20 protein-coding genes are annotated in these 26,097 nt (G+C 69.8%); 10 read left to right on the top strand and 10 right to left on the bottom strand.

Features of this window, described 5'->3' with window-relative positions:
* Window positions 1-52 precede the first annotated feature (52 nt).
* Window positions 53-319, top strand: a complete 267-nt coding sequence (locus OG714_RS37850) for a DUF6343 family protein (protein ID WP_406127883.1) — start codon at window positions 53-55, stop codon at window positions 317-319.
* A gap of 50 nt (window positions 320-369) precedes the next feature.
* Here OG714_RS37850 and OG714_RS37845 read toward each other — a convergent pair whose 3' ends face one another.
* The 5 genes from OG714_RS37845 to rpsA all read right to left on the bottom strand — a co-directional run bounded on the left by OG714_RS37845 (window position 370) and on the right by rpsA (window position 5,940).
* A complete protein-coding gene (locus OG714_RS37845; RefSeq protein WP_406127881.1) occupies window positions 370-750 on the bottom strand; it encodes a tetratricopeptide repeat protein in 381 nt (126 codons plus the stop codon).
* 50 nt (window positions 751-800) lie between these two features.
* Complete coding sequence (gene coaE, locus OG714_RS37840) at window positions 801-1,421, bottom strand: dephospho-CoA kinase (RefSeq protein ID WP_406127880.1); 621 nt, start codon at window positions 1,419-1,421, stop codon at window positions 801-803.
* 93 nt (window positions 1,422-1,514) lie between these two features.
* A complete protein-coding gene (locus OG714_RS37835; protein ID WP_329555502.1) occupies window positions 1,515-2,453 on the bottom strand; it encodes a PAC2 family protein in 939 nt (312 codons plus the stop codon).
* Between the two features lie 135 nt (window positions 2,454-2,588).
* Window positions 2,589-4,115 (bottom strand): flavin monoamine oxidase family protein, encoded by a 1,527-nt coding sequence (locus tag OG714_RS37830; RefSeq protein WP_406132092.1) that lies wholly within the window; start codon window positions 4,113-4,115, stop codon window positions 2,589-2,591.
* 313 nt (window positions 4,116-4,428) lie between these two features.
* Window positions 4,429-5,940 carry a 30S ribosomal protein S1 gene (rpsA, locus tag OG714_RS37825; protein ID WP_328683980.1) on the bottom strand — a complete coding sequence of 504 codons (1,512 nt, stop codon included), beginning with the start codon at window positions 5,938-5,940 and terminating at the stop codon, window positions 4,429-4,431.
* A 393-nt stretch (window positions 5,941-6,333) separates the two neighbouring features.
* On the opposite strand from rpsA, the gene OG714_RS37820 reads away from it, so the two are divergent.
* Complete coding sequence (locus OG714_RS37820) at window positions 6,334-7,158, top strand: class I SAM-dependent methyltransferase (RefSeq protein ID WP_406132091.1); 825 nt, start codon at window positions 6,334-6,336, stop codon at window positions 7,156-7,158.
* A gap of 82 nt (window positions 7,159-7,240) precedes the next feature.
* Window positions 7,241-9,760 carry an ATP-dependent helicase HrpB gene (gene hrpB / locus OG714_RS37815; RefSeq protein WP_406127879.1) on the top strand — a complete coding sequence of 840 codons (2,520 nt, stop codon included), beginning with the start codon at window positions 7,241-7,243 and terminating at the stop codon, window positions 9,758-9,760.
* Here the strand turns inward: hrpB and OG714_RS37810 are convergent.
* The 3 genes from OG714_RS37810 to OG714_RS37800 form a co-directional block, all read right to left on the bottom strand.
* A complete protein-coding gene (locus tag OG714_RS37810) occupies window positions 9,750-10,742 on the bottom strand; it encodes a DUF3068 domain-containing protein (RefSeq protein WP_406127877.1) in 993 nt (330 codons plus the stop codon). The genes hrpB and OG714_RS37810 overlap by 11 nt on opposite strands.
* Before the next feature lie 65 nt (window positions 10,743-10,807).
* Entirely contained in the window at window positions 10,808-10,942 is a 135-nt protein-coding gene (locus OG714_RS37805; protein WP_106437209.1) for an SPW_0924 family protein, read from the bottom strand.
* A gap of 205 nt (window positions 10,943-11,147) precedes the next feature.
* The gene (locus tag OG714_RS37800; protein WP_406127875.1) at window positions 11,148-12,875 is read right to left on the bottom strand and encodes a lytic transglycosylase domain-containing protein; all 1,728 of its coding nucleotides are present in this window, start codon (window positions 12,873-12,875) and stop codon (window positions 11,148-11,150) included.
* Between the two features lie 262 nt (window positions 12,876-13,137).
* On the opposite strand from OG714_RS37800, the gene OG714_RS37795 reads away from it, so the two are divergent.
* Window positions 13,138-14,001: a DUF4184 family protein gene (locus OG714_RS37795; protein ID WP_406127873.1), complete on the top strand. Its 864-nt coding sequence runs from the start codon at window positions 13,138-13,140 to the stop codon at window positions 13,999-14,001.
* A 44-nt stretch (window positions 14,002-14,045) separates the two neighbouring features.
* Here OG714_RS37795 and OG714_RS37790 read toward each other — a convergent pair whose 3' ends face one another.
* Together OG714_RS37790 and polA are read right to left on the bottom strand one after the other, a co-directional pair.
* Complete coding sequence (locus tag OG714_RS37790) at window positions 14,046-14,435, bottom strand: hypothetical protein (RefSeq protein WP_406127871.1); 390 nt, start codon at window positions 14,433-14,435, stop codon at window positions 14,046-14,048.
* A 315-nt stretch (window positions 14,436-14,750) separates the two neighbouring features.
* Window positions 14,751-17,489, bottom strand: a complete 2,739-nt coding sequence (polA, locus tag OG714_RS37785; RefSeq protein ID WP_406127869.1) for a DNA polymerase I — start codon at window positions 17,487-17,489, stop codon at window positions 14,751-14,753.
* 651 nt (window positions 17,490-18,140) lie between these two features.
* Between polA and OG714_RS37780 the strand changes: the two genes are divergently transcribed.
* The 6 genes from OG714_RS37780 to OG714_RS37755 all read left to right on the top strand — a co-directional run bounded on the left by OG714_RS37780 (window position 18,141) and on the right by OG714_RS37755 (window position 26,097).
* Entirely contained in the window at window positions 18,141-20,420 is a 2,280-nt protein-coding gene (locus OG714_RS37780; RefSeq protein WP_406127867.1) for an FdhF/YdeP family oxidoreductase, read from the top strand.
* A 61-nt stretch (window positions 20,421-20,481) separates the two neighbouring features.
* On the top strand, window positions 20,482-20,970 hold the full coding sequence (locus tag OG714_RS37775; protein WP_406127866.1) for a PaaI family thioesterase: 489 nt from the start codon (window positions 20,482-20,484) through the stop codon (window positions 20,968-20,970).
* A gap of 135 nt (window positions 20,971-21,105) precedes the next feature.
* The gene (locus OG714_RS37770) at window positions 21,106-21,774 is read left to right on the top strand and encodes a hypothetical protein (protein ID WP_406127864.1); all 669 of its coding nucleotides are present in this window, start codon (window positions 21,106-21,108) and stop codon (window positions 21,772-21,774) included.
* 225 nt (window positions 21,775-21,999) lie between these two features.
* Window positions 22,000-23,214: a branched-chain amino acid ABC transporter substrate-binding protein gene (locus tag OG714_RS37765; protein ID WP_406132090.1), complete on the top strand. Its 1,215-nt coding sequence runs from the start codon at window positions 22,000-22,002 to the stop codon at window positions 23,212-23,214.
* 134 nt (window positions 23,215-23,348) lie between these two features.
* Window positions 23,349-24,278 carry a branched-chain amino acid ABC transporter permease gene (locus tag OG714_RS37760; protein WP_406127863.1) on the top strand — a complete coding sequence of 310 codons (930 nt, stop codon included), beginning with the start codon at window positions 23,349-23,351 and terminating at the stop codon, window positions 24,276-24,278.
* A 4-nt stretch (window positions 24,279-24,282) separates the two neighbouring features.
* Window positions 24,283-26,097 (top strand): branched-chain amino acid ABC transporter permease, encoded by a 1,815-nt coding sequence (locus OG714_RS37755; protein WP_406127861.1) that lies wholly within the window; start codon window positions 24,283-24,285, stop codon window positions 26,095-26,097.

Below are 26,097 nucleotides of genomic sequence, written 5' to 3'. Positions count from 1 at the left end.
GTGGAGAACGTCCGAGCCGAAGAGTACGTTGCAAGGAGGAGTAGTGATCCTGATGCGTACAGGCAGTGAGCCGACGACCGCGCGCAGTCCGCTGCGGACGCGGTTCTGGCTGAGCGTGTGGGGGCTGGTCTGGACGATCTTCGGCACGGTCGCGTTCGCACTGGCCGGCCGCCCCGGGTGGGCGGCGGCCTGCGCGGTGCTGTGGCTGGTCGTCACGATCGACATGACCATGATCCTCCGGCACATGCGCCAGGGCCCGCACTACCAGCCGGGCCCGGACGTCCCGCCGTACCGGCCGCCGGAGCACCGCCACCCCTGACCTACAGGGGTGCTCCGCTACCTACTGGGGTGTGGTCCGCGGCGGCGCGCCTACCCGTCGAAACGGGCCGCCTTCACGTACTCCGGGTTGGGATCGAGCGCGGCGGCCAGCCGGAAGTGGCGTTTGGCCTGGTCGGCTCGGCCCTGTCGCTCGTAGGTGCGGGCGAGCGCGAAGTGCGCGAAGGCGTTGTCCGGCTCGCGCTCCAGGACGATGGTGAACTCCAGCTCGGCTGGGCGCAGTTGCGCGGCCGCGAAGAAGGCACGCGCGCGCAGCAGGCGCGCGGCCGTGTTCTCCGGGTGCGCGTCGATGACGCGGTCGAGCAGCTTCACCGCGCCCCGCGGGTCCCGCGCGGCGAGCAGTTGCTCTGCGGCGCGGAAGTCGATGACATGCGTCTCCGGAGTACGTCCGGTCGTTCCGCTGTTCTCGGGCACGGCGCATTCCTTCCCTCACTCCGACGTTCCAACGCCCGGAGAAAGGGACGCTATTCCTGGGGTGGCTGCTGGGGCACGTGCGCCCTGCGCACGAGTTCGGCCCATACGTCGCGTACGCGCCGTTCCAGCGCTTCCAGGGGTACGTCGTTGTCGATGACGATGTCCGCGACGGCCAGCCGCTTCTCGCGCGTCGCCTGGGCGGCCATACGCGCGCGTGCGTCGTCCTCGGTCATCCCCCGCAGCCGGACCAGCCGGTCGAGCTGGGTCTCGGGGCTCGCGTCGACGACGATCACCAGGTCGTACAGCGCGGTGAGGGCGTTCTCGGCCAGTAGAGGGACGTCATGGACGACTACGGAGTCGTCGGGCGCGGCCGTTTCGAGCTCGCGGGAGCGTCTGCCGACCAGGGGGTGGACGATCTCGTTGAGGACGGCCAGCTTCTCGGGGTCGGCGAAGACGATGGAGCCCAGCTTCGGCCGGTCCAGGGCGCCGTCAGCGTCGAGCACGTCCTCCCCGAAGGCCTCGACGACCGCCGCCAGCCCGGGAGTTCCGGGCGCGACCACCTCGCGCGCGATGCGGTCGGCGTCGATCAGCACGGCGCCGTGCCCCACGAGCAGCCGCGACACTTCACTCTTACCGGCACCGATGCCCCCGGTGAGGCCGACCTTCAGCATGGACCGAAGCCTACGGCCTGTCACTGACAGGGCACTCGGTGACCGGCGGCGACCGCCAGGTTGCCGCCCTGGCGCTGGTTGTCGCCCTCGCGGCTAGTTGTCGCCCTCGCGCTCCGCCAGGAAGCGCTCGAACTCCTGCCCGATCTCGTCCGCCGACGGGATCTCGACCGGCTCGGCGAGCATGTTGCCGCGGCTCTCGGCGCCCGCGGCGGCGTCGTACTGGTGCTCCAGGCCCTGGACGAGCGCCACGAGCTCCTCGTCGCCCTCCTGGATCTGGCGGTCGATCTCGGTCTGGGTGCGGTGGGCCTCGGTGCGCAGGGAGTGCGCGATGCCCGGGAGGACCAGTCCGGTGCCCGCCGTGATGGCCTCCAGGACGGTCAGGGCCGCGTCCGGGTACGGGGAGCGGGCGATGTAGTGCGGGACGTGCGCCGCGACGCCCAGGACGTCGTGACCGGCCTCCATGAGGCGGTACTCGACGAGCGCCTCGGCGCTGCCGGGGACCTGCGCCTCGTCGAAGGGGCTGCGGTGCCCCGGGACGAGGTCGTTGCGGTTGCCGTGCGGGGTGACGCCCACGGGGCGGGTGTGCGGGACGCCCATGGGGATGCCGTGGAAGTTCACGGACAGCCGGACGCCGAGCCGCTCCACGATCTGCTGGACGGCTGCCGCGAAGCGCTCCCACTCCACGTCCGGCTCGGGGCCGGAGAGCAGCAGGAAGGGGGCTCCGGTGGCGTCCTGGACCAGTCGTACGTCGAGCGTGGGCTCCTCGTACTCGGTCCAGCGGTCCCGCTTGAAGGTGAGCAGCGGGCGGCGGGCGCGATAGTCGACGAGCCGGTCGTGGTCGAAACTGGCCACGAGCTGGTGGGGCAACGTGTCGAGCAGACGTTCGACGATCTGGTCGCCTGTCTCGCCCGCGTCGATGTATCCGTCGAAGTGGTAGAGCATGACAAGACCGGCCGACTCCTGTGCGAGCGCCATGTCGACGACTGCCAGGCCCTTCGGCTCCCATGCGTACAAACCCTGCGGATCAAGCACAGTGACCGCTCCTCCTCGTGTTCGTACTGCACAACGCCCTCCAGGGCATGGGCATTCCCGCCCATGCCCCTGATCAGGCACCTCTTACGGGCTTTTCATGCGCCACTCCCCCGGGTCACCGGGAGAGTGTCCACGTCACGAGGACAGCACGCGCGCGTGGAGTGCGGTCACAGCCTTGCGGGCGGAGGAGAACGCGCCGTGCTGCCAGGCGTCGGTGTAGCTGAGCCAGTCGCCGGCGAAGTAGACGCGTCCGGTGGGGTCGTTGAGCGGCTTGTAGCGGACGTCGTCGGGGCCACCCGGGGTGTCGTGCCACGCGGCCTCCAGGTGGGGCGTCTGACGCCAGTGGTGGGAGAAGGACGACGCCAGTTCGCTGCGGTACTTCTCCCCGTAGATCTTCACGCCCGCGGCCACCGCCCGCTCTTCCCGCCCCTTGGGGGTGAGCTTCGCGTAGGAGTCCGCGTCGTCGTCGTAGTTGTAGTACCCGATGAGGACGCCCCGCTCACCGTGGAAGCCGTACGAAGGGTGCCAGATGTGGGTGACGTCCTGGTCGGTCTCGGTGATACCGCCGTAGATCCGGTGATCCAGCTCCCACCAACGGGACTTGTACTCCAGGCCGATCTTCGCGGCGGACGACGGAGTGATCGCCTCCAGCGCGGTCTGGACGCCGGTGCCGAGGTTGTGCGGGATCTTGGCGAGGATGTTGGGCGGCAGGGCGCCGACGCAGTAGTCCGCCTCGATCACCCTCGTACGGCCGCCCTGGGTGTAGGTGACCGAAACACCACTCCCCTTGTCGGTGATCTTCGAGACGGCCGCTCCGGTACGGATGCGGTGCGCGCCGATCGCCCGGGTGAGGGCCTTAGGTATCTGGTCCATGCCGCCGACCGGCTGAAACATCAACATGGCCTGGTCGAAGCCGAATTCGAAGGAGAAGTAGCGGCCGACACCGCTGGCCAAGACCTCGGAGGCGGTGGGTACGTTCCCGAGCAGCACACCAGGGGTACCCGCGGCGGCCGGGACGGTCGAGTACCCGCGGAAGTCACCACCTTCGTAGGTCAGTTCGTCCCCGAGTTCTCCCCACCCCTTGAGGAACTCGACGAGCCTCTCCTGGTCGGTGGCGGTCAACTCCTTGTCCAGGGCGCCCTTGTCGGTGGCCTTGGCGAGCAACTCCGAGACATAGCCGTAGACATCGGCCTTGGCGGTGCGGTACCGCTCGGGCTTGGTCATCCCGGTGGACTCGTTGTAGATGTACGCGTCCGCGTTGACGTTCGTGAACACCTGGATGGGGACGCCGAGTTCACGGCAGTAGTCGAGGGTGACCATCCACTGCGGGATCCGCGCGGGACCGCAGTTCATGTAGTGGCCGTCGGCGAAACGGGCGGTCTGCCGGTTGCCGTAGAGGTCGGTCGTGGTGTCGCCGCCGCGGACGGTGAAGTTGCGGCCGCCGGTACGGTCCCTGGCCTCCAGGATCGTACAGTCGTAGCCGGCCTTGCCCAGTTCGTACGCCGTGGTCAGTCCGGCGATGCCACCACCGACGATGACGACCTTGGCCGCACCGCGTCCGGTGAGGTGGAAGTCGCCGGCGCTCAGGGCACGAAAGGGCTGTTCCCGCTGGGCGGCCTGCGCGGTGGGGGCGAGCCCGAGGGCCCCCATGGTGGCGAACATCGTGCCCGCGCCACCGGTGAGACCCACGTTCCGCAGAAATGCACGTCGGCTCTGGTTGCTTGCCAAGGTCAGGCTCCCCTCTCCGATCATGAATGACCGAGGAAGGGTCCCAACGACCGGTTACGGCACGGCCGTTACTGATGTATCCCGCACGTTTCTACAAAGTCGAGGGAAACTCCGGCAGGGGCGCGGGGAACTGCGCGACCAGCCACAACGGGCCCGCAGTCGCATCACGACGGACCGCACACACGACTGAGGGGCCGCACCCCGAAAGGTACGGCCCCTCGATCAAGAGCTACTGCTCAGTGGGCGTTCAGCTCTGCCCACCCGCCAGCTTCTCACGCAGGGCGGCAAGCGCCTCGTCGGACGCCAGCGCACCGGACGTGTCCGCACCCTCGGAGGAGTACGAACCGCCGCCGCCACCACCACCGGCCGCGGCCGGAGCCGCACCCGCCGTGTCGACGCCCTCGGCCGCCGCCTGGGCGTCGGCCTCGCGGGACTTGATGACCTGCGCCTGGTGCTGCTCGAAGCGCTGCTGCGCCTCGGCGTACTGGGTCTCCCACACCTCACGCTGGGACTCGAAGCCCTCGAGCCAGTCGTTGGTCTCGGGGTCGAAGCCCTCGGGGTAGATGTAGTTGCCCTGGTCGTCGTACGACGCGGCCATGCCGTACAGCGTCGGGTCGAAGTCGACCGTGGCCGGGTCGGCACCGAAGGCCTCGTTGGCCTGCTTCAGCGAGAGGCTGATGCGACGGCGCTCAAGGTCGATGTCGATGACCTTGACGAAGATCTCGTCGTTGACCTGGACGACCTGCTCCGGGATCTCCACGTGGCGCTCGGCCAGCTCGGAGATGTGCACCAGACCCTCGATGCCCTCGTCCACGCGGACGAACGCACCGAACGGAACCAGCTTCGTGACCTTTCCGGGCACGACCTGGCCGATCTGGTGGGTGCGGGCGAACTGCTGCCACGGGTCTTCCTGGGTCGCCTTCAGCGACAGGGAGACGCGCTCGCGGTCCATGTCCACGTCGAGGACCTCGACGGTGACTTCCTGGCCGACCTCGACAACCTCGGAGGGGTGGTCGATGTGCTTCCAGGACAGCTCGGAGACGTGGACCAGACCGTCGACGCCACCCAGGTCCACGAAGGCACCGAAGTTGACGATCGAGGAGACCACACCGGAGCGGACCTGACCCTTCTGGAGGGTCGTGAGGAACGTCTGGCGGACCTCGGACTGGGTCTGCTCCAGCCAGGCACGGCGGGACAGGACCACGTTGTTGCGGTTCTTGTCCAGCTCGATGATCTTGGCCTCGAGCTCCTTGCCCACGTAGGGCTGGAGGTCGCGGACACGGCGCATCTCGACGAGAGAAGCCGGCAGGAAGCCACGGAGGCCGATGTCGAGGATGAGACCACCCTTGACGACCTCAATGACGGTACCGGTGACGATGCCGTCCTCTTCCTTGATCTTCTCGATGGTGCCCCACGCGCGCTCGTACTGTGCGCGCTTCTTCGAGAGGATCAGGCGGCCTTCCTTGTCCTCCTTCTGGAGAACAAGGGCTTCGATCTCGTCGCCGACCTTGACGACCTCGTTCGGGTCGACGTCGTGCTTGATCGAGAGCTCGCGGCTCGGGATGACACCTTCGGTCTTGTAACCGATGTCGAGGAGAACCTCGTCCCGGTCAACCTTGACGATGACGCCATCGACGATGTCACCATCGTTGAAGTACTTGATCGTCTCGTCGATCGCGGCGAGGAATGCTTCCTCGTCACCGATGTCGTTGACCGCAACCTGCGGGGTGGTGGCGGTGGTCTCGGTGCTGCTCGTCATGTGGGAAAGGGCTCCGGTACGGACATTGAAGTCGTAGGTACTGCTCACGCCGAGAGCCGTTTTCGCTTCGCTCTGCAGAAGGCCGGACAGCCAAGGAAGCGCCAGTCCGGAACACTAGGGTGCCCGGTTGGCGCCTCGAAAACCGAGGGGTCATACATACAGATGCGAGCGCAACCTGCTACGTCTGAGGTGCGCAGGCCCGCAGCGCAACTTGTAGCATACGGGGGCAGCCAGGCAGGGTCAATGCGCGAAGGCGCACACCCGGGGCGGATCGCCGCATACCCGGCACAAAACGCGTCCCGCGAGGCCACGCAGGCCTGAACCACCCCTTCAGTGACGCCGCCGGGGACAGCCGCACCGTAGAGGTGACGGAAGAGTACGACGAGGGAGCCGATCATCCAAGAGCCCGATGCGTTCGAGCCGGAAGCCACCCGACGTGACGCCGACGTCACCGAGAGTTCCCGGGCCAACCGGGGCTGGTGGGACCGGAACGCGGACGACTACCAGGTCGAACACGGCACGTTCCTCGGCGACGACCGCTTCGTGTGGGGCCCCGAGGGCCTCGACGAGGTGGAGGCCGAACTGCTCGGCCCACCCGAGGAGCTGAAGGGCAAGGACGTCCTGGAGATCGGCGCCGGCGCGGCCCAGTGCTCGCGCTGGCTGACCGCCCAGGGCGCCCGCCCCGTAGCGCTGGACCTCTCCCACCGCCAGCTCCAGCACGCGCTGCGGATCGGCGGATCGTTCCCCCTCGTGTGCGCCGACGCGGGCGCGCTGCCCTTCGCGGACAACTCCTTCGACCTGGCCTGCTCGGCGTACGGCGCGCTGCCGTTCGTCGCCGACCCGGTGCTGGTGCTGCGCGAGGTGCGCCGGGTGCTGCGGCCCGGCGGCCGGTTCGTCTTCTCGACCACGCACCCGATCCGCTGGGCGTTCCCCGACGAGCCCGGCCCCGAGGGACTGACGGTCTCCGCCTCCTACTTCGACCGCACGCCGTACGTCGAGCAGGCCGACGACGGCCGCGCGGTCTACGTGGAACACCACCGCACCCTCGGCGACCGCGTCCGCGACATCGTGGCGGCCGACCTGCGCCTGGTGGACCTGGTCGAGCCGGAGTGGCCGTCCTGGAACACGGCCGAGTGGGGCGGCTGGTCGCCCCTGCGCGGCAACCTGATCCCGGGGACGACGATCTTCGTGTGCGAACGCGACCGCGAGAACGTCTGAGGGGCCTGAAGGACTGAGGGGCTGACGGAACGCGGGCACGCGCGCGTAGAGGCCGTTCCGCACGGCGTACGACACTGGGTGCGTGATCCGCTACGACGCCCTCGACGCGCTGCCCGTCCGCAGTGCCCTGCCCGGACTCCACGCCGCCCTGGAAGCGGGCGGTGCGGCCGTGCTCGTCGCGCCGCCCGGCACCGGCAAGACGACGCTGGTGCCGCTCGCGCTGGCCGGGCTGCTCGGCGAGGGGAACGAGGGGCCCGCGCGGCGGGTGGTCGTCGCCGAGCCGCGGCGGATCGCGGCGCGGGCGGCGGCCCGGCGCATGGCGTGGCTGCTGGGCGAGAAGGTCGGCGAGAGCGTCGGCTACACCGTGCGCGGTGAGCGGGTCGTCGGCCGGCACGCACGCGTGGAGGTCGTCACGACCGGTGTGCTGCTCCAACGGCTGCAACGCGACCAGGAGTTGACGGGCATCGACGCCGTGATCCTGGACGAGTGCCACGAACGGCACCTGGACGCGGACACCGTGGCCGCCTTCCTGGTCGACGTACGGGAGACCCTGCGGCCCGAGTTGCGGCTGGTCGCGGCGTCCGCGACCACCGACGCGCAGGGCTGGGCCCGGCTGTTGGGCGATGCGCCGGTGGTCGAGGCGGAGGGTGTCGCGTACCCGGTGGAGGTCGTCTGGACGCCTCCGGTACGTCCCGTACGGCCGCCGCACGGGATGCGCGTGGACCCGGCGCTGCTCACGCACGTGGCGGCGACGGTACGGCGGGCGCTGGGCGAGCGGGACGGGGACGTGCTGTGTTTTCTGCCCGGGGTCGGCGAGATCGCACGCGTGGCCGGGCAGTTGGGCGACCTGGGCGGGGCCGAGGTGCTCCAGGTGCACGGGCGGGCGCCGGCCGCCGTACAGGACGCGGTGCTGTCGCCGGGGGCGCGGCGGCGGGTGGTGCTCGCGACGTCCGTGGCCGAGTCGTCGCTGACGATTCCCGGTGTACGGGTGGTCGTCGACTCCGGGTTGGCGCGGGAGCCGCGGGTCGATCACGCGCGCGGGCTGAGCGCGTTGGCGACGGTACGGGCGTCGCAGGCGGCCGGTCGGCAGCGGGCGGGCCGGGCCGGGCGTGAGGCACCGGGGGCGGTGTACCGGTGCTGGGCCGAGGCCGAGGATGCTCGTCTGCCGCGTTTTCCGGCGCCGGAGATCAAGGTGGCCGATCTGACGGCGTTCGCCCTTCAGGCGGCGTGCTGGGGAGATCCTGGGGCGTCGGGGCTGGCGTTGCTCGATGCGCCGCCGGGTGGGGCGATGGCTGCGGCGCGGGATGTTTTGGCGGCCGTGGGTGCCGTCGACTCAGGTGGGCGGGCCACGTCACGGGGTGTGCAGTTGGCTCGGCTGGGGTTGCATCCCCGGTTGGGGCGGGCTTTGTTGGACTCGGGTCCGGCGGGCGCCGAGGTTGTCGCGCTGCTCAGTGAGGAGGCGCCGCGGGCTTACGGTGATGATCTTGCCGGGGCTCTGCGGCTTGCTCGGCGTGGGGGTGACGCCTATGCGGGGCGGTGGCGTGCGGAGGTTCGGCGGCTGCGGGCCGTGGGAGGGGAGGTTTCCCACCCACCCACTCGTCCCGCCTCTCAAGAAGCGAACGTCACAAGCGATGACTCTCTCGTCGGACTCGTCGCCGCCCTCGCCTATCCCGAACGTGTCGCCAAGGCCGACGGCGGTTCCTATCTCCTCATCTCCGGCACCCGCGCCGAAGTCGGTGACGCCAGTGCCCTGCGCGGGGCGCCCTGGATCGCCGTCGCCGTCGCGGACCGGCCGATCGGCAAAGGGCACGCGCGCGTGCAGCTCGGGGCAGTGGTCGACGAGGACGCCGCCCGGTTCGCGGCCGGGGCGCTGCTCAGCCGGGCGGACGAGGTCCACTGGGCCGGCGGCGACGTGGTGGCCCGGCGCGTCGAGCGGCTCGGGGCGGTCGAGTTGGCGGTGCGGCCACTGAAGGACGCCGACCCCGTTGCCGTACGGGACGCGCTTGTCGATGGGCTGCGGCAGGAAGGGTTCGGGCTGTTGCGGTGGTCGGCGGATGCCCAAATGCTGCGGCAGCGGCTGGCGTTCCTGCGGCTGAATGTCGGGGAGCCGTGGCCCGACGTGTCCGACGACGCGTTGCACGCGCGTGTGGACGAGTGGTTGGAGCCGGAGTTGGGGCGGGCCCGGCGGCGGGGGGATCTGGGGCGGATCGAGGCGGGGCAGGGGCTGCGGCGGTTGTTGCCGTGGGCCTCTGGGGATGCTGGGCGGTTGGACGAGTTGGCTCCGGAGCGGTTCGTCGTGCCGAGCGGGTCCAGGATCCGGATCGACTACGGGAACCCCGAACAGCCCGTGCTCGCCGTCAAGTTGCAGGAGATGTTCGGACTCCACGAGTCGCCGACCGTCGCCGGGGTGCCCGTGCTCGTCCATCTGCTGTCCCCCGCCGGGCGGCCCGCCGCCGTGACCGCCGATCTCGCGTCCTTCTGGAAGGACGGCTACAAGGGCGTGCGGGCCGAGTTGCGGGGGCGGTATCCGAAGCATCCGTGGCCGGAGGATCCGGCAGCGGCCGAGGCCACGCGGTTCACGAACGCGCGGCTCAGGCGTTGACCGGTTCCGGTTCCTGGGCCTCGGTGGGGGCGGGGTCTCCGGGGCGCCTGCCGCGGGCCTCCAGGTAGAGGGAGAGCGCCAGCAGGAGGAGGCCTAGGGTCAGAAAGCCCCAGGGGAGGTAGGAGACCATCAGCAGGACGAGGGTGCGGTTGGACTTCACCAGGGCGACGGTGTGCTTGATGTAGTCCTCGCGCATCTTCACGTCGCCGGCGAACGCCGTCACCTTGTCCCGGCCGCCCAGGAGGGTGCCGCCGCGCAGCTCCTCCTTGTGGAGCTCCTCGCCGTAGACCGGTGCTCCGGTGACGGGTTCGACCCAGAACTTGCGGACCGTGGTGTACCAGCGGGTGGTGCCCGTCTTGGCGACGGACTCCGGGGTGATGCCCTTCACGGGCATGGTCCTGGGGAAGGGGACCTTGGTCCAGGGGATGGTCTGCTCGAAGTAGTAGACCTTGACGCCGCGGAAGTTCTCGGTGCCCTTGTAGTGGATGGGGTTGGTGGTGCGGCTCTGCGCGTCGAAGTACTCGTAGTCCCGTTTCTGGGTCAGGAACGGCCACTTGAACTCGATGCCGTCCCGTTTCACCGGGTCGCCGTCGACCATCTCGCCGGTGGCGTGGACGGGCTCCTGGGTGTGCGCGTCGAAGATGTAGCGCTCGGGGATGGAGGAGACCATCTTGCCGTCGGGTCCCTGGACGTAGGAGAGGCCGTCCCAGACGACGACGTCCCGGCCGGCCGTCTTGTCGATCTTCTTGGCGGCCTCAACGTTGCCCTTGAGGGTCTGCACGATGGTGACCTTGGGGACCGTCTTGGCCTGCATGGTGCCGTAGTCGAGGAGGGTGGCGTTCTTCGCCTCCAGGACCATGTCCTGGTACTGGTTCGCCGGGATCTTGGCCAGGCGCGGGAAGGCGTACCAGCGCAGCAGCGGGGACAGCGCCGTGAAGAACACGGCGAGGGCGAGCAGGATCAGGCTGGCCTTGCGGCGCATCTCGGCCTCCTTCCCTGGCGGTTGGGCGCACCCGTGAAGGCGTGCGTAAACGCTTGCGCAAGCGTTTACGGGTGCGCGGGCACCGTCGTCAGCAGCGGTTTCGGGGAGGTCTTGCCCATCGGTGAGCCCATCGCGGTGATGGTCAGGACCAGCGCGAACGCGAGCACGAGTCCGGTCGCGGCGGCGATCAGGGCACGCATGCCGGGCCTCCCGACAGACAGGAACCGAATGGATTCAGGAACTGATAGGTCGTCAGGTCCGGCACCGTAGCAACGCACGGGCGAGATGAGAACACGTTGCACACACACGGCGCGCGGGCACGACGAGGGCGCCCGCCCGCCGTAGCGGAGGGGCGCCCTTGTCGTGCGGTCCGGCGCTCGTGCGGCCGGGCGGTCCTGCGGGTCGTTACGCGCTGGGCGATGCCGACGGGCTCGGGCTGGTCGAGGAGGTGTCGGTCGCCGCTGCCGCCACAGTCAGTTCGACCGTGAGGGTGGCGCCGCCCGTGGTGGTGATCTGGAGCAGGAAGGTGCCGGTGGTGTCGTCGGCGTACAGCTTCGGGAGCTTCAGGAGGCCGTCGGCGTCCGTGGCCAGGCCCGTGAGGGTGCGTACGGTCTTGCCGTCCGCGTCCTTGAAGTAGGGGCCCTTGTCGTTCTCGGTCGTGTCGTCGGCGGCCTTGATGAGGGTCGCGGTGGCGGCGACCTTGCCGGCGACCGCGCCGTTCTCCGTGGCCTTCACCTCGACCTGGTCGGCGAACTCGCCGCCCGGGGTGCAGGTCAGCGCGGTGGTGCTGGTGCGGACCAGGGTGTCGGCCACGCGCGGCGTGACGCTGGCCGTGTAGTCGAGACCGGCGATCGTACGGCCGACGACGGTCGCGCGGACGGTGAAGTCACCGGTGGTCTCGCCGGCTTGGAGGGCGGGGGCGACGGCCACACCGGAAGCGTTGGTGGTCACCGTGGCGACCTTCTCGCCGCCGACGAACGTGGCGTCCGTGGTCCCGACGATCGTGAACCGGATCCTCACCTTGGCGACGGCCTTGCCGGCCGAGGTCTTGGCGCTGGTGCTGATCTTCTTGGTGAACGCGTCGCCCGCCGTCGCGGTGAGCTTCGCCGTACCCGCGTCCGCCAGCTTGGCCACCGTGTCGGTGGGGGTCGGCGTGGGAGTGGGCGTCGGGGTGGGCGTCTGCGTCGGGGTACCCGGCGTGGAGGGATTCGACGGAGTGCTCGGCGGGGAGGGGGTCGACGGGGTGCTCGGAGTCGACGACGAGGGCGGAGTCGTAGGACTGGACGGGGAGTTGTCGTCGCTGCGGCCCGACGGCACGGTGCCCGTGCCGTCCGGGACCGAGTGGGTGCCCTTGCGGTAGTACTCCAGCCAGGACAGGACCGTGTTCAGGTAGTCCGTCGAGTTGTTGTAGCTGAGGATCGCGCTGCGCAGGCCCGCGTCGGTCGACAGGTTCCAGTCGTTGCGGCACAGGTAGTGGCCGGCGGCGAGCGCGGCGTCGTAGATGTTGTTGGGGTCCTTGACCCCGTCGCCGTTGCCGTCGCGTCCCGCCCAGGCCCAGGTGGACGGGATGAACTGCATGGGTCCGACGGCCTGGTCGTACGTGCTGTTGCCGTCGTACAGACCGTGGTCGGTGTCCTTGATGAGCGCGAAGCCGTTGCCGTCGAGCGCGGGGCCCAGGATCTTGGAGGTCGTGGTGCCGTCGGCGTCGACCTGGCCGCCGCGGGCCTGGCCGGACTCCACCTTGCCGATGGCGGCGAGGAGTTGCCAGGGCAGGTTGCAGCCGGGCTTGGAGGAGGCGAGTTCGGTCTCGGCCTTCTTGTAGGCGTCGAGGATGGTCGCCGGGATGCCGGCCTCGGCCTCGCCCACCGAGACCGGGGTCCCTATGGACGGCGACTGGCTGTCGCTCGGGCTCGGGACGGGGCTGCTCAGGGGCGGGAGGTCCGTGTAGTACGGGGAGTCTCCGGTGGCGCTGTGGTCGGTGCTCCCGTCGGGCGTCGCCTGGCCGGTGGCGAGCGTTCTGTGGCCGCCGGTCACCGCCGGAGCCTGGGACGCGGACAGTGCCGCGACCGCTGCCGCGGCCACCGCCGTCGTCGCCGCACCCTTGCGCAGCCGCCTGCCGAAATGCGCCGTCATGGAGTGAACCCCTCCCAGGGACGCCCGAGCGCCCGTCCTTGTCTGTTGCCTCTGCGCCTGTTGTGACGGTCGACCCGCCTCGCAGGTTGCCCTCGTGGTGCTTTTCGGATGGTGTGTACTTCTGTTCCGATGCCTCCGCCCGCCCGTGCTCCCCTGCGCGGGGACCCAGGCGACCCTACGACAACTTGCTTTGCACGGGCACCCGTTAGTGACCGTTATTCACCGCCTGGCCATATGCCGATGTCTCCTACGGGGAGCCCTGTTGCCGTTCACTTTGAGTCATGCCGCCGCCGTACTGCCCGCCGTGCGCGGTGATGGGAGGGGGCGCGGCCACCTCGTACCGGCGGTGCTGGTGGCGGGTTCCTTCGCCCCCGACATGACGTACTACGCGGCGAGTGCGGTCCCCGGGGGGATGGAGTTCGGGGAGGTCACGCACTCCTTCCCGGGCGTCTTCACGGTCGACGTCGCGATCACCTGGGCGACGGTCGGCCTGTGGCTGCTCCTGCGCGAACCCCTGGTGGCCCTGCTCCCGCGCACCCGCCAGCCCCGGACGGCGACCCTGTTGCGCTGCGGCACTCCACGCGCGCGTGCGACCCCGTCACTGGCCGCGTGGTGGTACGCCTCCGCGGTCCTCGGCGGCCTGACCCACGTCGTATGGGACGCGTTCACGCACCACGACCGGTGGGGCGTACGCCTGTTCCCCGTCCTGGACAGGCAGTTGGGCGGCAGGCCTCTCTTCTCGGCCCTCCAGTACGGCAGTTCGGCGCTCGCCGCCCTCCTGATCACCGCGTTCGTGATCCGTGCGCTACGACGGGTTCCGGCCGCCGAGCCGGTGGGGGTACCCGTGCTGTCGGTACGGGACCGATGGGCGGCCGGGATCGTCCTCGCCGGCTGCGCCCTGGTCGCGGCGACGGAACGGGCGTCGACCTGGTGGGCCTACTGGGGCTCGACGGCAACCCTCTGGGACCTGATCCCGACCGTGTGCTTCGGCGCGGGGGCGGGACTGGTGCTGGGCGTACTGCTGTACGCGGTCGGCGTCCGCGTATGGCGCCCGGCGCCACCCGGGGTGCCCGGCGAGCCGGACGGGGTCAGCGCGGGGCGGGGCCGCAGTGCCGGCTCGCGCTGAACACGGTCATACGGAGCCGTCGTCCCGGCTCGCGCTGAACACGGTCATACGGAGCTGTCCGGCGGGGTCGCGATGAACACCGTCATGGTGTGCGCGGAGGGCGGCCTCGGGATCCGGGTGAGAACGAGGTCCAGGTAGCTGCGCCCCAGGTCGGCCCAGAGACGCCAGACGGGGGTGCCGGTGGGGGTGGTGGCGGGTCCCTGGGGATGTCTGGCTTGTTCTCGGGGGTCTACGGCCGTGTCGTCCCGGAACGTGAGCCGTCGCCGGAGGCCTGCGGCCGTGTGCCGGACGGCCATCGCGAGGTCGGCGGGAATGCGGGCGGTGCTTGCGCCGGCCGCGAAGGCCGGGACCGGCGGGCGGGGCGCACCCTGCGCGGCAGCGGCACCCGCTGCCTGCGCCTGAGCCGTCCGGCGGTGAAGCGTGCGTATACCCATGCCCGCATCCTTACGGTCGCCGGGGGCGGGAGGCGCTTCCGCGGGGGCCACGCGAGTGACGGGCCCTCCGGGGGTTGGGCGGGGAGTCCAGGCCGGGGGTGTGTGCCGGTCGAGACTCTCCGCAGCCCACCCCCCGCCAGGACTCGCCGCCCCTCACCACGCCAGCCATAACGCCCAGCGCTCGCCGCCCATCACCCCGACCGGCACACAGCCCGACCCCTCCCAGGGCGCCCGCACCGCATCCCACCCCGGCCGGCGCACACCCACCCCCGGCCGGAGAAACCTCCCGCACAAGCTCCGCCCAACCGCCGGAGGCTAGTGCGCGGCCGACTCCCAGTCCGGGCCCACGCCCACCGAGACGTCCAGGGGTGCACGGAGATGTACCGCGCCGGCCATCGCGTGGCGGACGAGTTCCTCGGTGGCCGCTCGTTCCCCGGGGGCGATCTCCAGGACGATTTCGTCATGGACCTGGAGGAGCATGCGGGATTTGAGGTCGGCCTCGCGCAGGGCGGTGTCGACCTTGAGCATGGCCATCTTGACGATGTCCGCCGCGGTGCCCTGGATCGGGGCGTTGAGCGCCATCCGCTCGGCGGCCTCGCGGCGCTGGCGGTTGTCGCTGTTGAGGTCGGGGAGGTAGCGGCGGCGGCCGAAGAGGGTCGCCGTGTAGCCCGTCGCCCGTGCCTCGTCGACCGCGCGGCGCAGATAGTCCCGTACGCCGCCGAAGCGCTCGAAGTACGTGTCCATCAGGACCCGTGCCTCGCCCGCGTCGATGTTCAGCTGCTGGGAGAGGCCGAAGGCGGACAGCCCGTAGGCGAGGCCGTACGACATCGCCTTGATCTTGCGGCGCATCTCCGCGTCGACCGCGGAGCCCTCGACCGAGAACACCTGGGAGGCGACCGTGGTGTGCAGGTCCTCGCCCGAGGTGAACGCCTCCAACAGGCCCTCGTCCTCGGAGAGATGGGCCATCACGCGGAGCTCGATCTGGCTGTAGTCGGCCGTCATGAGGGACTCGAAGCCCTCGCCCACCACGAAGCCCCTGCGGATCGCCCTGCCCTCGTCCGTGCGGACCGGGATGTTCTGCAGGTTCGGGTCCGTGGAGGACAGGCGACCCGTCGCCGCGACCGTCTGGTTGAACGTGGTGTGGATGCGGCCGTCCGTCGCGATGGTCTTGATCAGGCCCTCTACGGTGACGCGCAGCTTCGCCTGTTCGCGGTGGCGGAGCATGATGACCGGCAGTTCGTTCTCCGTCTGGTTGGCCAGCCAGGCCAGGGCGTCGGCGTCGGTCGTGTAGCCGGTCTTCGTCTTCTTGGTCTTGGGCAGGCCGAGTTCGCCGAAGAGGACTTCCTGGAGCTGCTTGGGCGAGCCGAGGTTGAACTCGTGCCCGGCCGCCGCGTGCGCCTCCTTCACCGCCTGCTGGACGGCGCCGGCGAACATCTGCTCCATCGCTTCGAGGTGCGCCTTGTCGGCCGCGATGCCGGACCGCTCCAGGCGGGCCAGCAGGATCGAGGTGGGCAGCTCCATGTCACGGAGGAGGTCCGCCGCGCCGACCTCCTCAAGGCGCTCCCCGAAGGCGTCGCCCAGGTCGAGGATCGCGCGGGCCTGCACCATCAGGGCATCCGCCTCGGCGCCGTCGTCCGCGCCGAAGGCGAGCTGGCCGTCGGCCGTGGCGGCGGGGGCGAGTTCGCGGCCGAGGTACTCCAGGGACAGCGCGTCCAGGTCGAAGGAGCGGCGGCCTGGCTTGACCAGGTAGGCGGCGAGCGCGGTGTCCATGGAGATGCCGGCGATCGTCCAGCCGTGCTCGGCGAAGACCCGCATCGCGCCCTTGGCGTTGTGGAACACCTTGGGGCGGTCGGCGTCGGACAGCCAGGCAGCGAACGCGTTCTCGTCGCTCTCGTCCAGCTCGGCGGGGTCGAACCAGGCGGCCGCTCCCCCGGCGGTGGCGAGCGCGACCTCGGTCACCGAACCGGATCCGAGCGCCCAGGTGTCGACGGTGGCGACGCCGAGGGGCTCGGTGCCGTAGTCGGCCAGCCAGCCGGCGAGTTCGCCGGTGCCGAGGACCGAGCCGTCGACCGCCACACCGCTCTCGGCGGGCGGGGTCGCGTCGGCCTCCTCGTTGCCCGGGTCGACGGCCAGCAGGCGCTCGCGCAGCGAGGGGTTGCGGATCTCCAGGGTGTCGAGAACCATCGCGAGGGCGGTGCGGTCGTAGGGAGCGCGCTCCAAATCGAGGACGGTCTTGGGCAGTTCGACGTCCTTGACCATCTCGGTGAGGCGGCGGTTGAGCTTGACCGCGTCCAGGTGGTCGCGGAGGTTCTGCCCGGCCTTGCCCTTGACCTCGTCGACGCGCTCCACCAACTCCGTGAACGAACCGAACTGGTTGATCCACTTCGCGGCGGTCTTCTCGCCGACGCCGGGGATGCCCGGGAGGTTGTCGGACGGGTCGCCGCGCAGCGCGGCGAAGTCGGGGTACTGGGCGGGCGTCAACCCGTACTTCTCGACGACCTTCTCCGGAGTGAACCGGGTCAGCTCGGAGACGCCCTTCGTCGGGTACAGGACCGTGGTGTGGTCGGACACCAGCTGGAACGAGTCCCGGTCGCCGGTGACGATCAGCACGTCGAAGCCCTCGGCCTCGGCCTGGGTGGCGAGCGTGGCGATGACGTCGTCGGCCTCGAAGCCGTCGACCGCGAACCGGGACACGTGCATCGTGTCGAGCACCTCGCCGATCAGCTCGACCTGGCCCTTGAACTCGTCCGGGGTCTTGGAGCGGTTCGCCTTGTACTCGGTGAACTCCTCGGAGCGCCAGGTCTTGCGGGACACGTCGAACGCCACCGCGAAGTGCGTGGGCGCCTCGTCACGCAAGGTGTTGGCCAGCATCGACGCGAAGCCGTAGATCGCGTTCGTCGGCTGGCCCGTCGCGGTCGTGAAGTTCTCCGCGGGCAGCGCGAAGAACGCGCGGTAGGCAAGCGAGTGCCCGTCCATCAGCATCAGCCGTGGACGGTCTCCGCCGGAGGTGTTCCCGGAGGTCTTGTCGGTCTTCTTCGATGCTGTCTCTGCCACGACCCCGATCCTGCCACGCCCCACTGACAGTCGGAGTCACGGTCGCCGCGTCGGAGGTCACGGTCGCGACGGCGGGCTCGCGTTGACGGTGGCGGAAGCCGCTGCCGCGGCGGTGGGAAAGGCGGCCGAAATCGTCGTGCCCCGTGGCGCGGAGGCGGGGCGAAGGAGTTCACGGAAGGCGAAGATCGTGACCCCGGGTCGCCTGACGGCAACGGTCGTAGGAGAAGCGGTCCTCGTGGCCACGCGCGCGTGAAGGGGCCACCGTCGCCGCACGCAAAGGGGTCCCCGTCACCGCAGCGGACCCGGCCTGACGCGCCCCGCCCTGCCGCCGTGAAGATCGGACGGACCGGGACCGGGACCGGGACCGGCACCGCCCGCCGCAGCACAGTCCGGCCGGACGGCAGCACCCGCAGCGGCGAAGGCCGCCGGACCAGCGGCCCCGCAGTGGCGAGGAGCCGGACAAACCCGCCCCCTCCTCATCCCCCACCACTCCTCGCCCCGCCCCTCCCTCCTCCCCACCCCAGGTCACACACCCCCCGCCCCCGTCCCACCCCCGAACCCATAGATCCCGCGAACCGACCTCGGCGTTGTCACCGCCGCGTGCGAGGATCGGAGATGTAGTGCACATGTGCCAGTGAAGGAGGGCCCGCGATGGCCACGAAGCCGCCCAAGGGTGATCCGGTCCAGGACGCCCCGCAGGTCACCGAGCCGAAGCACGCCGCGGCCGGACTTCCGGCGATCGGGCACACGTTGCGCATCGCGCAGCAGCAGATGGGTGTGAAGCGCACCGCGTTGACGCTGCTGCGGGTCAATCAGAAGGACGGTTTCGACTGCCCGGGCTGCGCGTGGCCGGAGCCGGACCACCGGCACGCGGCGGAGTTTTGTGAGAACGGCGCGAAGGCGGTCGCCGAGGAGGCCACCCTGCGCCGGGTCACCCCGGAGTTCTTCGCGGCCCACCCGGTGGCCGATCTCGCGACCCGCAGCGGGTACTGGCTGGGGCAGCAAGGGCGTCTGACGCATCCCATGTATCTCCCCGAAGGGGCCGAGCGCTACGAACCGGTCTCCTGGGAGCGTGCCTTCGACATCGTCGCGGAGGAGATCGCCGCCCTGCGTTCCCCCGACGAGGCGCTGTTCTACACCTCGGGCCGGACCAGCAACGAGGCCGCGTTCCTGTACCAGTTGTTCGCGCGGGAGTTGGGCACCAACAACCTGCCGGACTGCTCCAACATGTGCCACGAGTCCAGCGGTTCGGCGCTGAACGAGACGATCGGCATCGGCAAGGGCAGCGTCCTGCTGGAGGACCTCTACCAGGCCGACCTGATCATCGTGGCCGGACAGAACCCGGGGACCAACCACCCGCGCATGCTCTCCGCCCTGGAGAAGGCCAAGGCCAACGGCGCGAAGATCATCAGCGTCAACCCGCTTCCCGAGGCGGGCCTGGAGAAGTTCAAGAACCCGCAGACCCCGCAGGGCATGCTCAAGGGCGCCGCCCTCACCGACCTGTTCCTCCAGATCCGCATCGGCGGCGACCAGGCCCTCTTCCGCCTCCTCAACAAGCTCATCCTTGAGACTGAGGGTGCGGTCGACCAGCCCTTCATCGACGAACACACCCACGGCTACGAGGAGTTCGCCGCCACCGCGCGCGACGCCGACTGGGACGAGACGCTCCTCGCGACCGGGCTGAGCCGCCCGGAGATCGAGAAGGCCCTGGAGATGGTCCTCGCCTCCGAGCGCACCATCGTGTGCTGGGCGATGGGCCTCACCCAGCACAAGCACGCCGTCCCGACCATCCGCGAGGTCGTCAACTTCCTTCTGCTGCGCGGCAACATCGGCCGCCCCGGCGCCGGCGTGTGCCCGGTGCGCGGCCACAGCAACGTGCAGGGCGACCGCACGATGGGCATCTTCGAGCGCCCCGCACCCGCCTTCCTGGACGCCCTGGAGAAGGAGTTCGGCTTCGCCCCGCCGCGTGAGCACGGCTACGACGTCGTCGCCGCGATCCGCGCCCTGCGCGACGGCGACGCGAAGGTGTTCTTCGCCATGGGCGGCAACTTCGTGTCCGCCTCCCCCGACACCGAGGTCACCGAAGCCGCCATGCGGCGCGCCAGCCTCACCGTGCACGTGTCGACGAAGCTCAACCGCTCGCACGCCGTCACGGGCGCACGTGCCCTGATCCTGCCCTGCCTGGGCCGTACCGAGCGCGATCTCCAGGGCGGCGGCGAGCAGTTCGTGACCGTCGAGGACTCCATGGGCATGGTGCACGCCTCCCGCGGCCGCCTGGAGCCCGCCAGCAAGGACCTGCTGTCCGAGCCGGCCATCGTGTGCCGCCTCGCCCGCCGCGTCCTGGGCACCGAATCCCGCACGCCCTGGGAGGAGTTCGAGAAGGACTACGCGACGATCCGCGACCGCATCGCCCGCGTGATCCCCGGCTTCACCGACTTCAACACGCGCGTGGCCCACCCCGGAGGCTTCGCCCTCCCGCACGCCCCGCGCGACGAACGCCGCTTCCCGACCGCCACCGGCAAGGCCAACTTCACCGCCGCGCCCGTCGAGTACCCCGAACTGCCGGAAGGGCGCCTGCTGTTGCAGACGCTGCGCTCGCACGACCAGTACAACACCACGATCTACGGCCTCGACGACCGCTACCGGGGCATCAAGAACGGCCGCCGGGTCGTCATGGTCCACCCCGACGACGCCGCCCGGCTCGGGATCGCCGACGGGTCGTACGTCGATCTGGTCGGCGAGTGGAAGGACGGCGTGGAGCGGCGGGCGCCCGGTTTCCGTGTCGTGCGCTATCCGACGGCCCGGGGCTGCGCCGCCGCGTACTACCCCGAGACCAACGTCCTGGTCCCCCTGGACGCCACCGCCGACACCAGCAACACCCCGGCCAGCAAGTCCGTCGTCGTACGTCTGGAACAATCAACGACCGACTGAGCGTTCGCTCAGCCGTCAGTCACGTGCATCAGCCAGGCGTAGGACGAACGGAGTCGGCCCCATGGGCGAGCAGCAGCACGGGAAGTTCCCGCAGGACGTCATCGACGAGTACTCGGCCCTCGGCGTCGACCTGGTCGCCCTCTTCTCCGCGGGGCACCTCGGCACCCGGATGGGCGTGGAGATCGTCGAGGCGTCCGCCGAGCGCGTCGTCGGCACCATGCCGGTCGAGGGGAACACCCAGCCGTACGGACTGCTGCACGGCGGCGCCTCCGCGGTCCTGGCCGAGACCCTCGGCTCGCTCGGGTCCATGCTGCACGGCGGCAGCACGAAGCTCGCCGTCGGCGTCGACCTGAACTGCACCCACCACCGCGGCGCCCGCTCCGGCCTCGTGACCGGCGTCGCCACCCCCGTCCACCGGGGCCGCTCGACGGCGACGTACGAGATCGTGATCAGTGACGAGGACGGGCGGCGCGTGTGCACCGCACGGCTCACCTGCATGCTGCGGGACCTGAAGCCGGGCGATCCCGTCCCCGCGAACAGCGCGAACTGAATCCCCGCGCCCGCCGCGGGCCGATCGCGGACGGGTCCACGCACACACCGCGAACCGGCCCTGAACCGGAGGATCTTGACCCCGTCTTCCGCACCCCCGTCCGCTCCCCTACCGTTTCCCCATGAGGCTGCCGGCATGAGCGGTATCGGGCCCGTCGAATCCGTCGACTCACCGGAGACGGACGGGAGTTACGAAGTCATCGGGGGTGACTCGCCCCATCTGACGGACCGTTGGTACGCACTGCCGCAGCGAACCCGCAGGGCCGTACTCGCCGCGGCCGCGGTCGCCGTCGTGGCGCTCGGAGCCGTCCTGCTGCCGCTCCACGACCGGCGGCAGGACGACCCCGCCCCACCCGTCCCGTGGCCCGCGAACATCACCGAATGGCGCTACATCGGGCTCGCCCAGACCACCGACACCCCCACCACGACCGGCTTCTTCCGCTTCGCGGTCACCGTGGACAGCGGACCCCCCGTCGCCATAAGGGTCATCGGCGCCGCCTTCGACGGGCTCACCGCCCAGGCCGTCCCGAACCCCTCCTTCACCGTCCGCACCGGCACGACCCGCCGTGTCACGGTGGAGATATCGGTTTCCGACTGTTCGGGACTGCCTCTGAACGCGGACCTCGCCTTTCTGGACGTAACGCTGCGTAACACGCGCGCAATACAACACCACAGTTTCATCTTCGGCAGCGCCTACTCCAAGGACCTTTCCCAGCTCCTCCACAGGGCCTGCGGCACGACAAAGGCCAGGCCAGGCCTGCGGCCAAGCGGAAGTGCAGGTTCTCAAAATGTGGACCGCGGCTGAATTCCGCCAAACCGGCCGAGACCCACCCTCCACGATCCCCGCCAACCTGCACGTCATAACAAGAAAGTCACAAGCCAGCGCACGACGATGCCCATGCCCACAGACCGGGCTTAGAGTCACGGCCAGTCACCGCTCCATCGGGAGTTGGGTACCAGCGCAGCACCTTGCCGCTCCAAACAGGGGCGACTGTGCCTGCGGAAAGGACTGATTGTGCGACAGCGTTCTTTGGTGATACTGACCTCCGTTCTCACGACCGGAGCTCTGACCCTCACCGCCTGCGGCTCCCGGGACAGCGACAGCAAGAGCGACAGCGGGTCGACCACCCTGACCATCGGCGTCGACGCCCCCCTGTCCGGTGAGAACTCCACCACCGGTCTCGGCATCCAGTACGGCGTCCAGATCGCCGTGGACGACGCCAACAAGAACAACTGGGTCCCCGGCGTCAAGTTCAAGGTCAAGGCCCTGGACGACAAGGCGCAGCCCGCCACCGGCCAGTCCAACGCCACCGCCTTCACCGGCCAGAGCGACGTCGTCGGCGCCGTCGGCCCGCTGAACTCCGGCGTGGCCCTCTCCATGCAGAAGGTGTTCGCCTCGGCCAACATGGTCGAGATCTCCCCCTCGAACACCGACCCCAGCCTGACCCAGGGCAAGGACTGGGCGACCAGCAAGACGCGGCCGTACAAGACGTACTTCCGCACCGCCACCACCGACGCCCTCCAGGGTGGCTTCGCCGCCGACTACGCGTACAACGGCCTCAAGAAGAAGAAGGCCTACGTCGTCGACGACAAGCAGACCTACGGCGCCGGCCTGGCCGGGATCTTCAACAGCGGCTTCAAGAAGCTCGGCGGCACCATCGCCGGCACCGACCACGTCAACACCGGCGACACCGACTTCAGCTCGCTCGTCACCAAGATCAAGAACTCCGGCGCCGACCTGGTCTACTACGGCGGCCAGTACGACGAGTCGGAGAAGATCACCAAGCAGCTCAAGGCCGCCGGCGTCAAGATCCCGCTGTTCGGCGGTGACGGCATGTACGCCACCACCTACATCCAGACCGCCGGCAAGGCGGCCGAAGGCGACCTCGCCACCTCCGTCGGCGTCCCCGTCGACACCCTGCCCGCCGCCAAGGCCTTCATCTCCACCTACAAGGCCAAGGGCTACAAGGGTGACTACGGCGCCTACGGCGGTTACTCCTACGACGCCGCCTCCGCCATCATCAAGGCAGTGAAGGCCGTCAAGGACGCCAACGACGGCAAGCTCCCGGACAGCAACGACCTCCGTTCCAAGGTCGTCGACGCCGTACAGAAGTCCGACTTCGAAGGCATCACCGGCAAGGTCTCCTTCGACGAGTACGGCGACACCGGCAACAAGCAGCTCACCGTCTACCAGGTCACCAACGGCGCCTGGAAGGCCGTGAAGACCGGCACCTTCACCGGCTGATCCCAGCCCCAGCACCACCGCACCACGGGCCGCGCGGAAGGAGGATCCCGACCGCGCGGCCCGTTGTCACACCCCCCCCACCCCCAGGCACGCGATCTGTGCACACGACCACCAGCGACAATGGAGGCCACGCGGTGAACACCCTGCCGCAGCAGCTGGCCAACGGGCTGCTCCTCGGCTCGATGTACGGGCTGATCGCCATCGGCTACACGATGGTGTACGGCATCGTCCAGCTCATCAACTTCGCGCACGGCGAGATCTTCATGACCGGAGCGTTCGGCGCTCTCACGGTCTACGCCTACATCCTGCCCGACGGCACCTCGATGGTGGTCGCCGTACCACTCATGCTGATCGGCGGCGGAATCGTCTCCGTCCTCGTCGCGGTAGGGGCCGAACGATTCGCCTACCGCCCCCTGCGGCAAGCACCACGGCTGGCGCCCCTCATCACCGCCATCGGCCTCTCACTGGCGCTCCAGGAAGTCGTCCGGAACTTCTACCCGGGCGCCGACAAGGACCGCTCCTTCCCCAGCCTCGACGGCACCCACGACATCGGCTCCGTCACCATCACCGACGCCGACATCTTCCTCGTGCTGGCCGCCATCGTCTGCATGTCCGGCCTCGCCTGGTTCGTCCGCAAGAGCCGCACCGGCCGCGCCATGCAGGCCACCGCCCAGGACCCGGACACCTCCCAGCTCATGGGCATCGACACCAACCGCATCATCGTCATAGCCTTCGCCATCGGCGGCTTCTTCGCCGCCGTAGCAGCCGTCTCCTACGGCCTCAAGTACGGCAACATCGGCTACCGCATGGGCTTCCTGATGGGCCTCAAGGCCTTCACCGCGGCCGTCATGGGCGGCATCGGCAACATCTACGGCGCCATGCTCGGCGGAGTCGTCCTCGGCGTCGCCGAGACCCTCGCCTCGGCCTACATCAACCACATCCCCGGCATGCAGCAGCTCGGCGGATCCGGCTGGGCCAACGTCTGGGCCTTCTGTCTCCTCATCCTCGTACTGCTGTTCAGGCCACAGGGCCTGCTCGGCGAACGCGTCGCGGACAGGGCGTGATCACATGACCGAGACGACCAAAACCCCGGCCACCCCGCCCGCCGACGACGCCACCCCCGCACCCGGAACACAGCGCGGCATCATCCCGCTGCCCCTCGCGGCCGCCCGCGCCCTCCTCCTGGTCGGCGGCATCGCCACCGCGGCCTCCACGTTCCTGCGCTGGACCTGGACCTCCGACTTCCCCGGCGACCTCACCGTCAACGGCTACCCCGGCGGCCTCCAGATCCTCACCCTCGTCGCCGGCATCATCACCGCCGTCTTCGCCCTCGCCGTCTACGGCGTCCGAGGCCTCGGCTGGCTCCTGCCCGCCCGCAACAACGCACCCCTCGTCCTCGCCGCCCTCGGCGGCTTCGCCGTCACCTGGTACACCGTCATCTCGATCGCCGCCGAACTCGGCGGCATCGTCAACTGGGAACCCGGCACCTACATCGCCGCCGTCGCCTCCCTGCTCCCCGTCATCGGCGCCCTCGCCCTCCCGCAGGACGCCACCGACACCACCAAGGAAGCACTCAAGGCGTACATCGCCAAGGCCGACCACGTCCCGGCCCCCCAGGAGACCGCACCCTGGATCCAGCGACTCGCCATCACCATCGTCGCGGCTCTCGGCCTCACGGTCTTCGCCTACGGCATCGACGCCGAGGACGAACTCTTCATCGGCTTCCTCATCGTCGTCGTCTTCAGCACCTGGGCCCTGCACACCGCCGGCCTCTTCGACCGGTTCAGCCGCCTCACCGCCGAGAACCGCAGCTTCGCCCTCGCCATGGGCTTCGTCGCCGCGATCGGCTTCCCCTTCACCCAGACCAACGACCACTACGCCAACCTCGGCGTCAACATCCTCATCTTCGGCACCGTCGCCCTCGGCCTCAACATCGTCGTCGGCCTCGCCGGACTCCTCGACCTCGGATACGTCGCCTTCCTCGGCGTCGGCGCCTACACCGCCGCCCTCGTCTCCGGCTCCGAGTTCTCCAAGTTCTCCGGCGTCCAGTTCCCCTTCTGGGCCGCCGCCCTCACCGGCGCAGCCGCATCACTGGTCTTCGGCGTCCTCATCGGCGCCCCCACCCTGCGCCTGCGCGGCGACTACCTCGCCATCGTGACCCTCGGCTTCGGAGAGATCTTCCGCATCGCCGTCAACAACATGGACGGCGTCTCCGGCCCCGACATCACCAACGGCCCCAACGGCATCCCGTCCATCCCCGACCTGTCGTTCTTCGGCTTCGACTTCGGCCAGACCCACGACATCGCCGGATTCACCATCGGCCGGTTCGCCAACTACTACCTGCTCATGGTCCTGATCAGTGCGCTCGTGGTCACGATCTACCGCCGCGCCTCCGACTCCCGCATCGGCCGCTCCTGGATCGCCATCCGCGAGGACGAGACCGCCGCCACCGCCATGGGCATCAACGGCTTCCGCGTCAAGCTCATCGCGTTCGCCCTCGGCGCCACCCTCGCCGGCCTGGCGGGCACCGTCAGCGCCCACGTCACCTACAGCGTGGTGCCGAACCCGTACCAGTTCGCCGGAGCGGCCCCGCCCAACTCCGCGTTCCTCCTGGCCGCCGTCGTCCTCGGCGGCATGGGCACCGTCTCCGGACCCTTCCTCGGCGCCGCCCTGCTCTACCTGCTCCCGGAGAAGCTCGTCGCCCTCCAGGACAAGTCGCTCCTCGCCTTCGGCATCGCGCTCATCCTCCTGATGCGCTTCCGCCCCGAGGGAATCATCCCCAACCGCCGACGCCAGCTCGAGTTCCACGAGACCGGCCAACTCGACGTACCGGACACCACGACCCTGACCGACGAACCGGCCATCACCAAGGCAGGGGCGTAG

The organism is Streptomyces sp. NBC_00989, assembly GCF_045162655.1.
Lineage (GTDB): Bacteria > Actinomycetota > Actinomycetes > Streptomycetales > Streptomycetaceae > Streptomyces.
Note: the sequence above shows the minus strand (reverse complement) of the source record. Positions and strands in the feature narration are given on the sequence as shown.

What these genes read in the sequence shown, in the direction of transcription:
- OG714_RS37790 (WP_406127871.1), bottom strand. Translation starts at nt 14,435, where the DNA reads ATGGGTATACGCACGCTTCACCGCCGGACGGCTCAGGCGCAGGCAGCG.
- OG714_RS37775 (WP_406127866.1), top strand. Translation starts at nt 20,482, where the DNA reads ATGGGCGAGCAGCAGCACGGGAAGTTCCCGCAGGACGTCATCGACGAG.
- OG714_RS37800 (WP_406127875.1), bottom strand. Translation starts at nt 12,875, where the DNA reads ATGACGGCGCATTTCGGCAGGCGGCTGCGCAAGGGTGCGGCGACGACG.
- OG714_RS37770 (WP_406127864.1), top strand. Translation starts at nt 21,106, where the DNA reads ATGAGCGGTATCGGGCCCGTCGAATCCGTCGACTCACCGGAGACGGAC.
- OG714_RS37850 (WP_406127883.1), top strand. Translation starts at nt 53, where the DNA reads ATGCGTACAGGCAGTGAGCCGACGACCGCGCGCAGTCCGCTGCGGACG.
- OG714_RS37830 (WP_406132092.1), bottom strand. Translation starts at nt 4,115, where the DNA reads ATGTTCGCCACCATGGGGGCCCTCGGGCTCGCCCCCACCGCGCAGGCC.
- OG714_RS37810 (WP_406127877.1), bottom strand. Translation starts at nt 10,742, where the DNA reads ATGCGCCGCAAGGCCAGCCTGATCCTGCTCGCCCTCGCCGTGTTCTTC.
- OG714_RS37755 (WP_406127861.1), top strand. Translation starts at nt 24,283, where the DNA reads ATGACCGAGACGACCAAAACCCCGGCCACCCCGCCCGCCGACGACGCC.
- coaE (WP_406127880.1), bottom strand. Translation starts at nt 1,421, where the DNA reads ATGCTGAAGGTCGGCCTCACCGGGGGCATCGGTGCCGGTAAGAGTGAA.
- rpsA (WP_328683980.1), bottom strand. Translation starts at nt 5,940, where the DNA reads ATGACGAGCAGCACCGAGACCACCGCCACCACCCCGCAGGTTGCGGTC.
- OG714_RS37780 (WP_406127867.1), top strand. Translation starts at nt 18,141, where the DNA reads ATGGCCACGAAGCCGCCCAAGGGTGATCCGGTCCAGGACGCCCCGCAG.
- OG714_RS37805 (WP_106437209.1), bottom strand. Translation starts at nt 10,942, where the DNA reads ATGCGTGCCCTGATCGCCGCCGCGACCGGACTCGTGCTCGCGTTCGCG.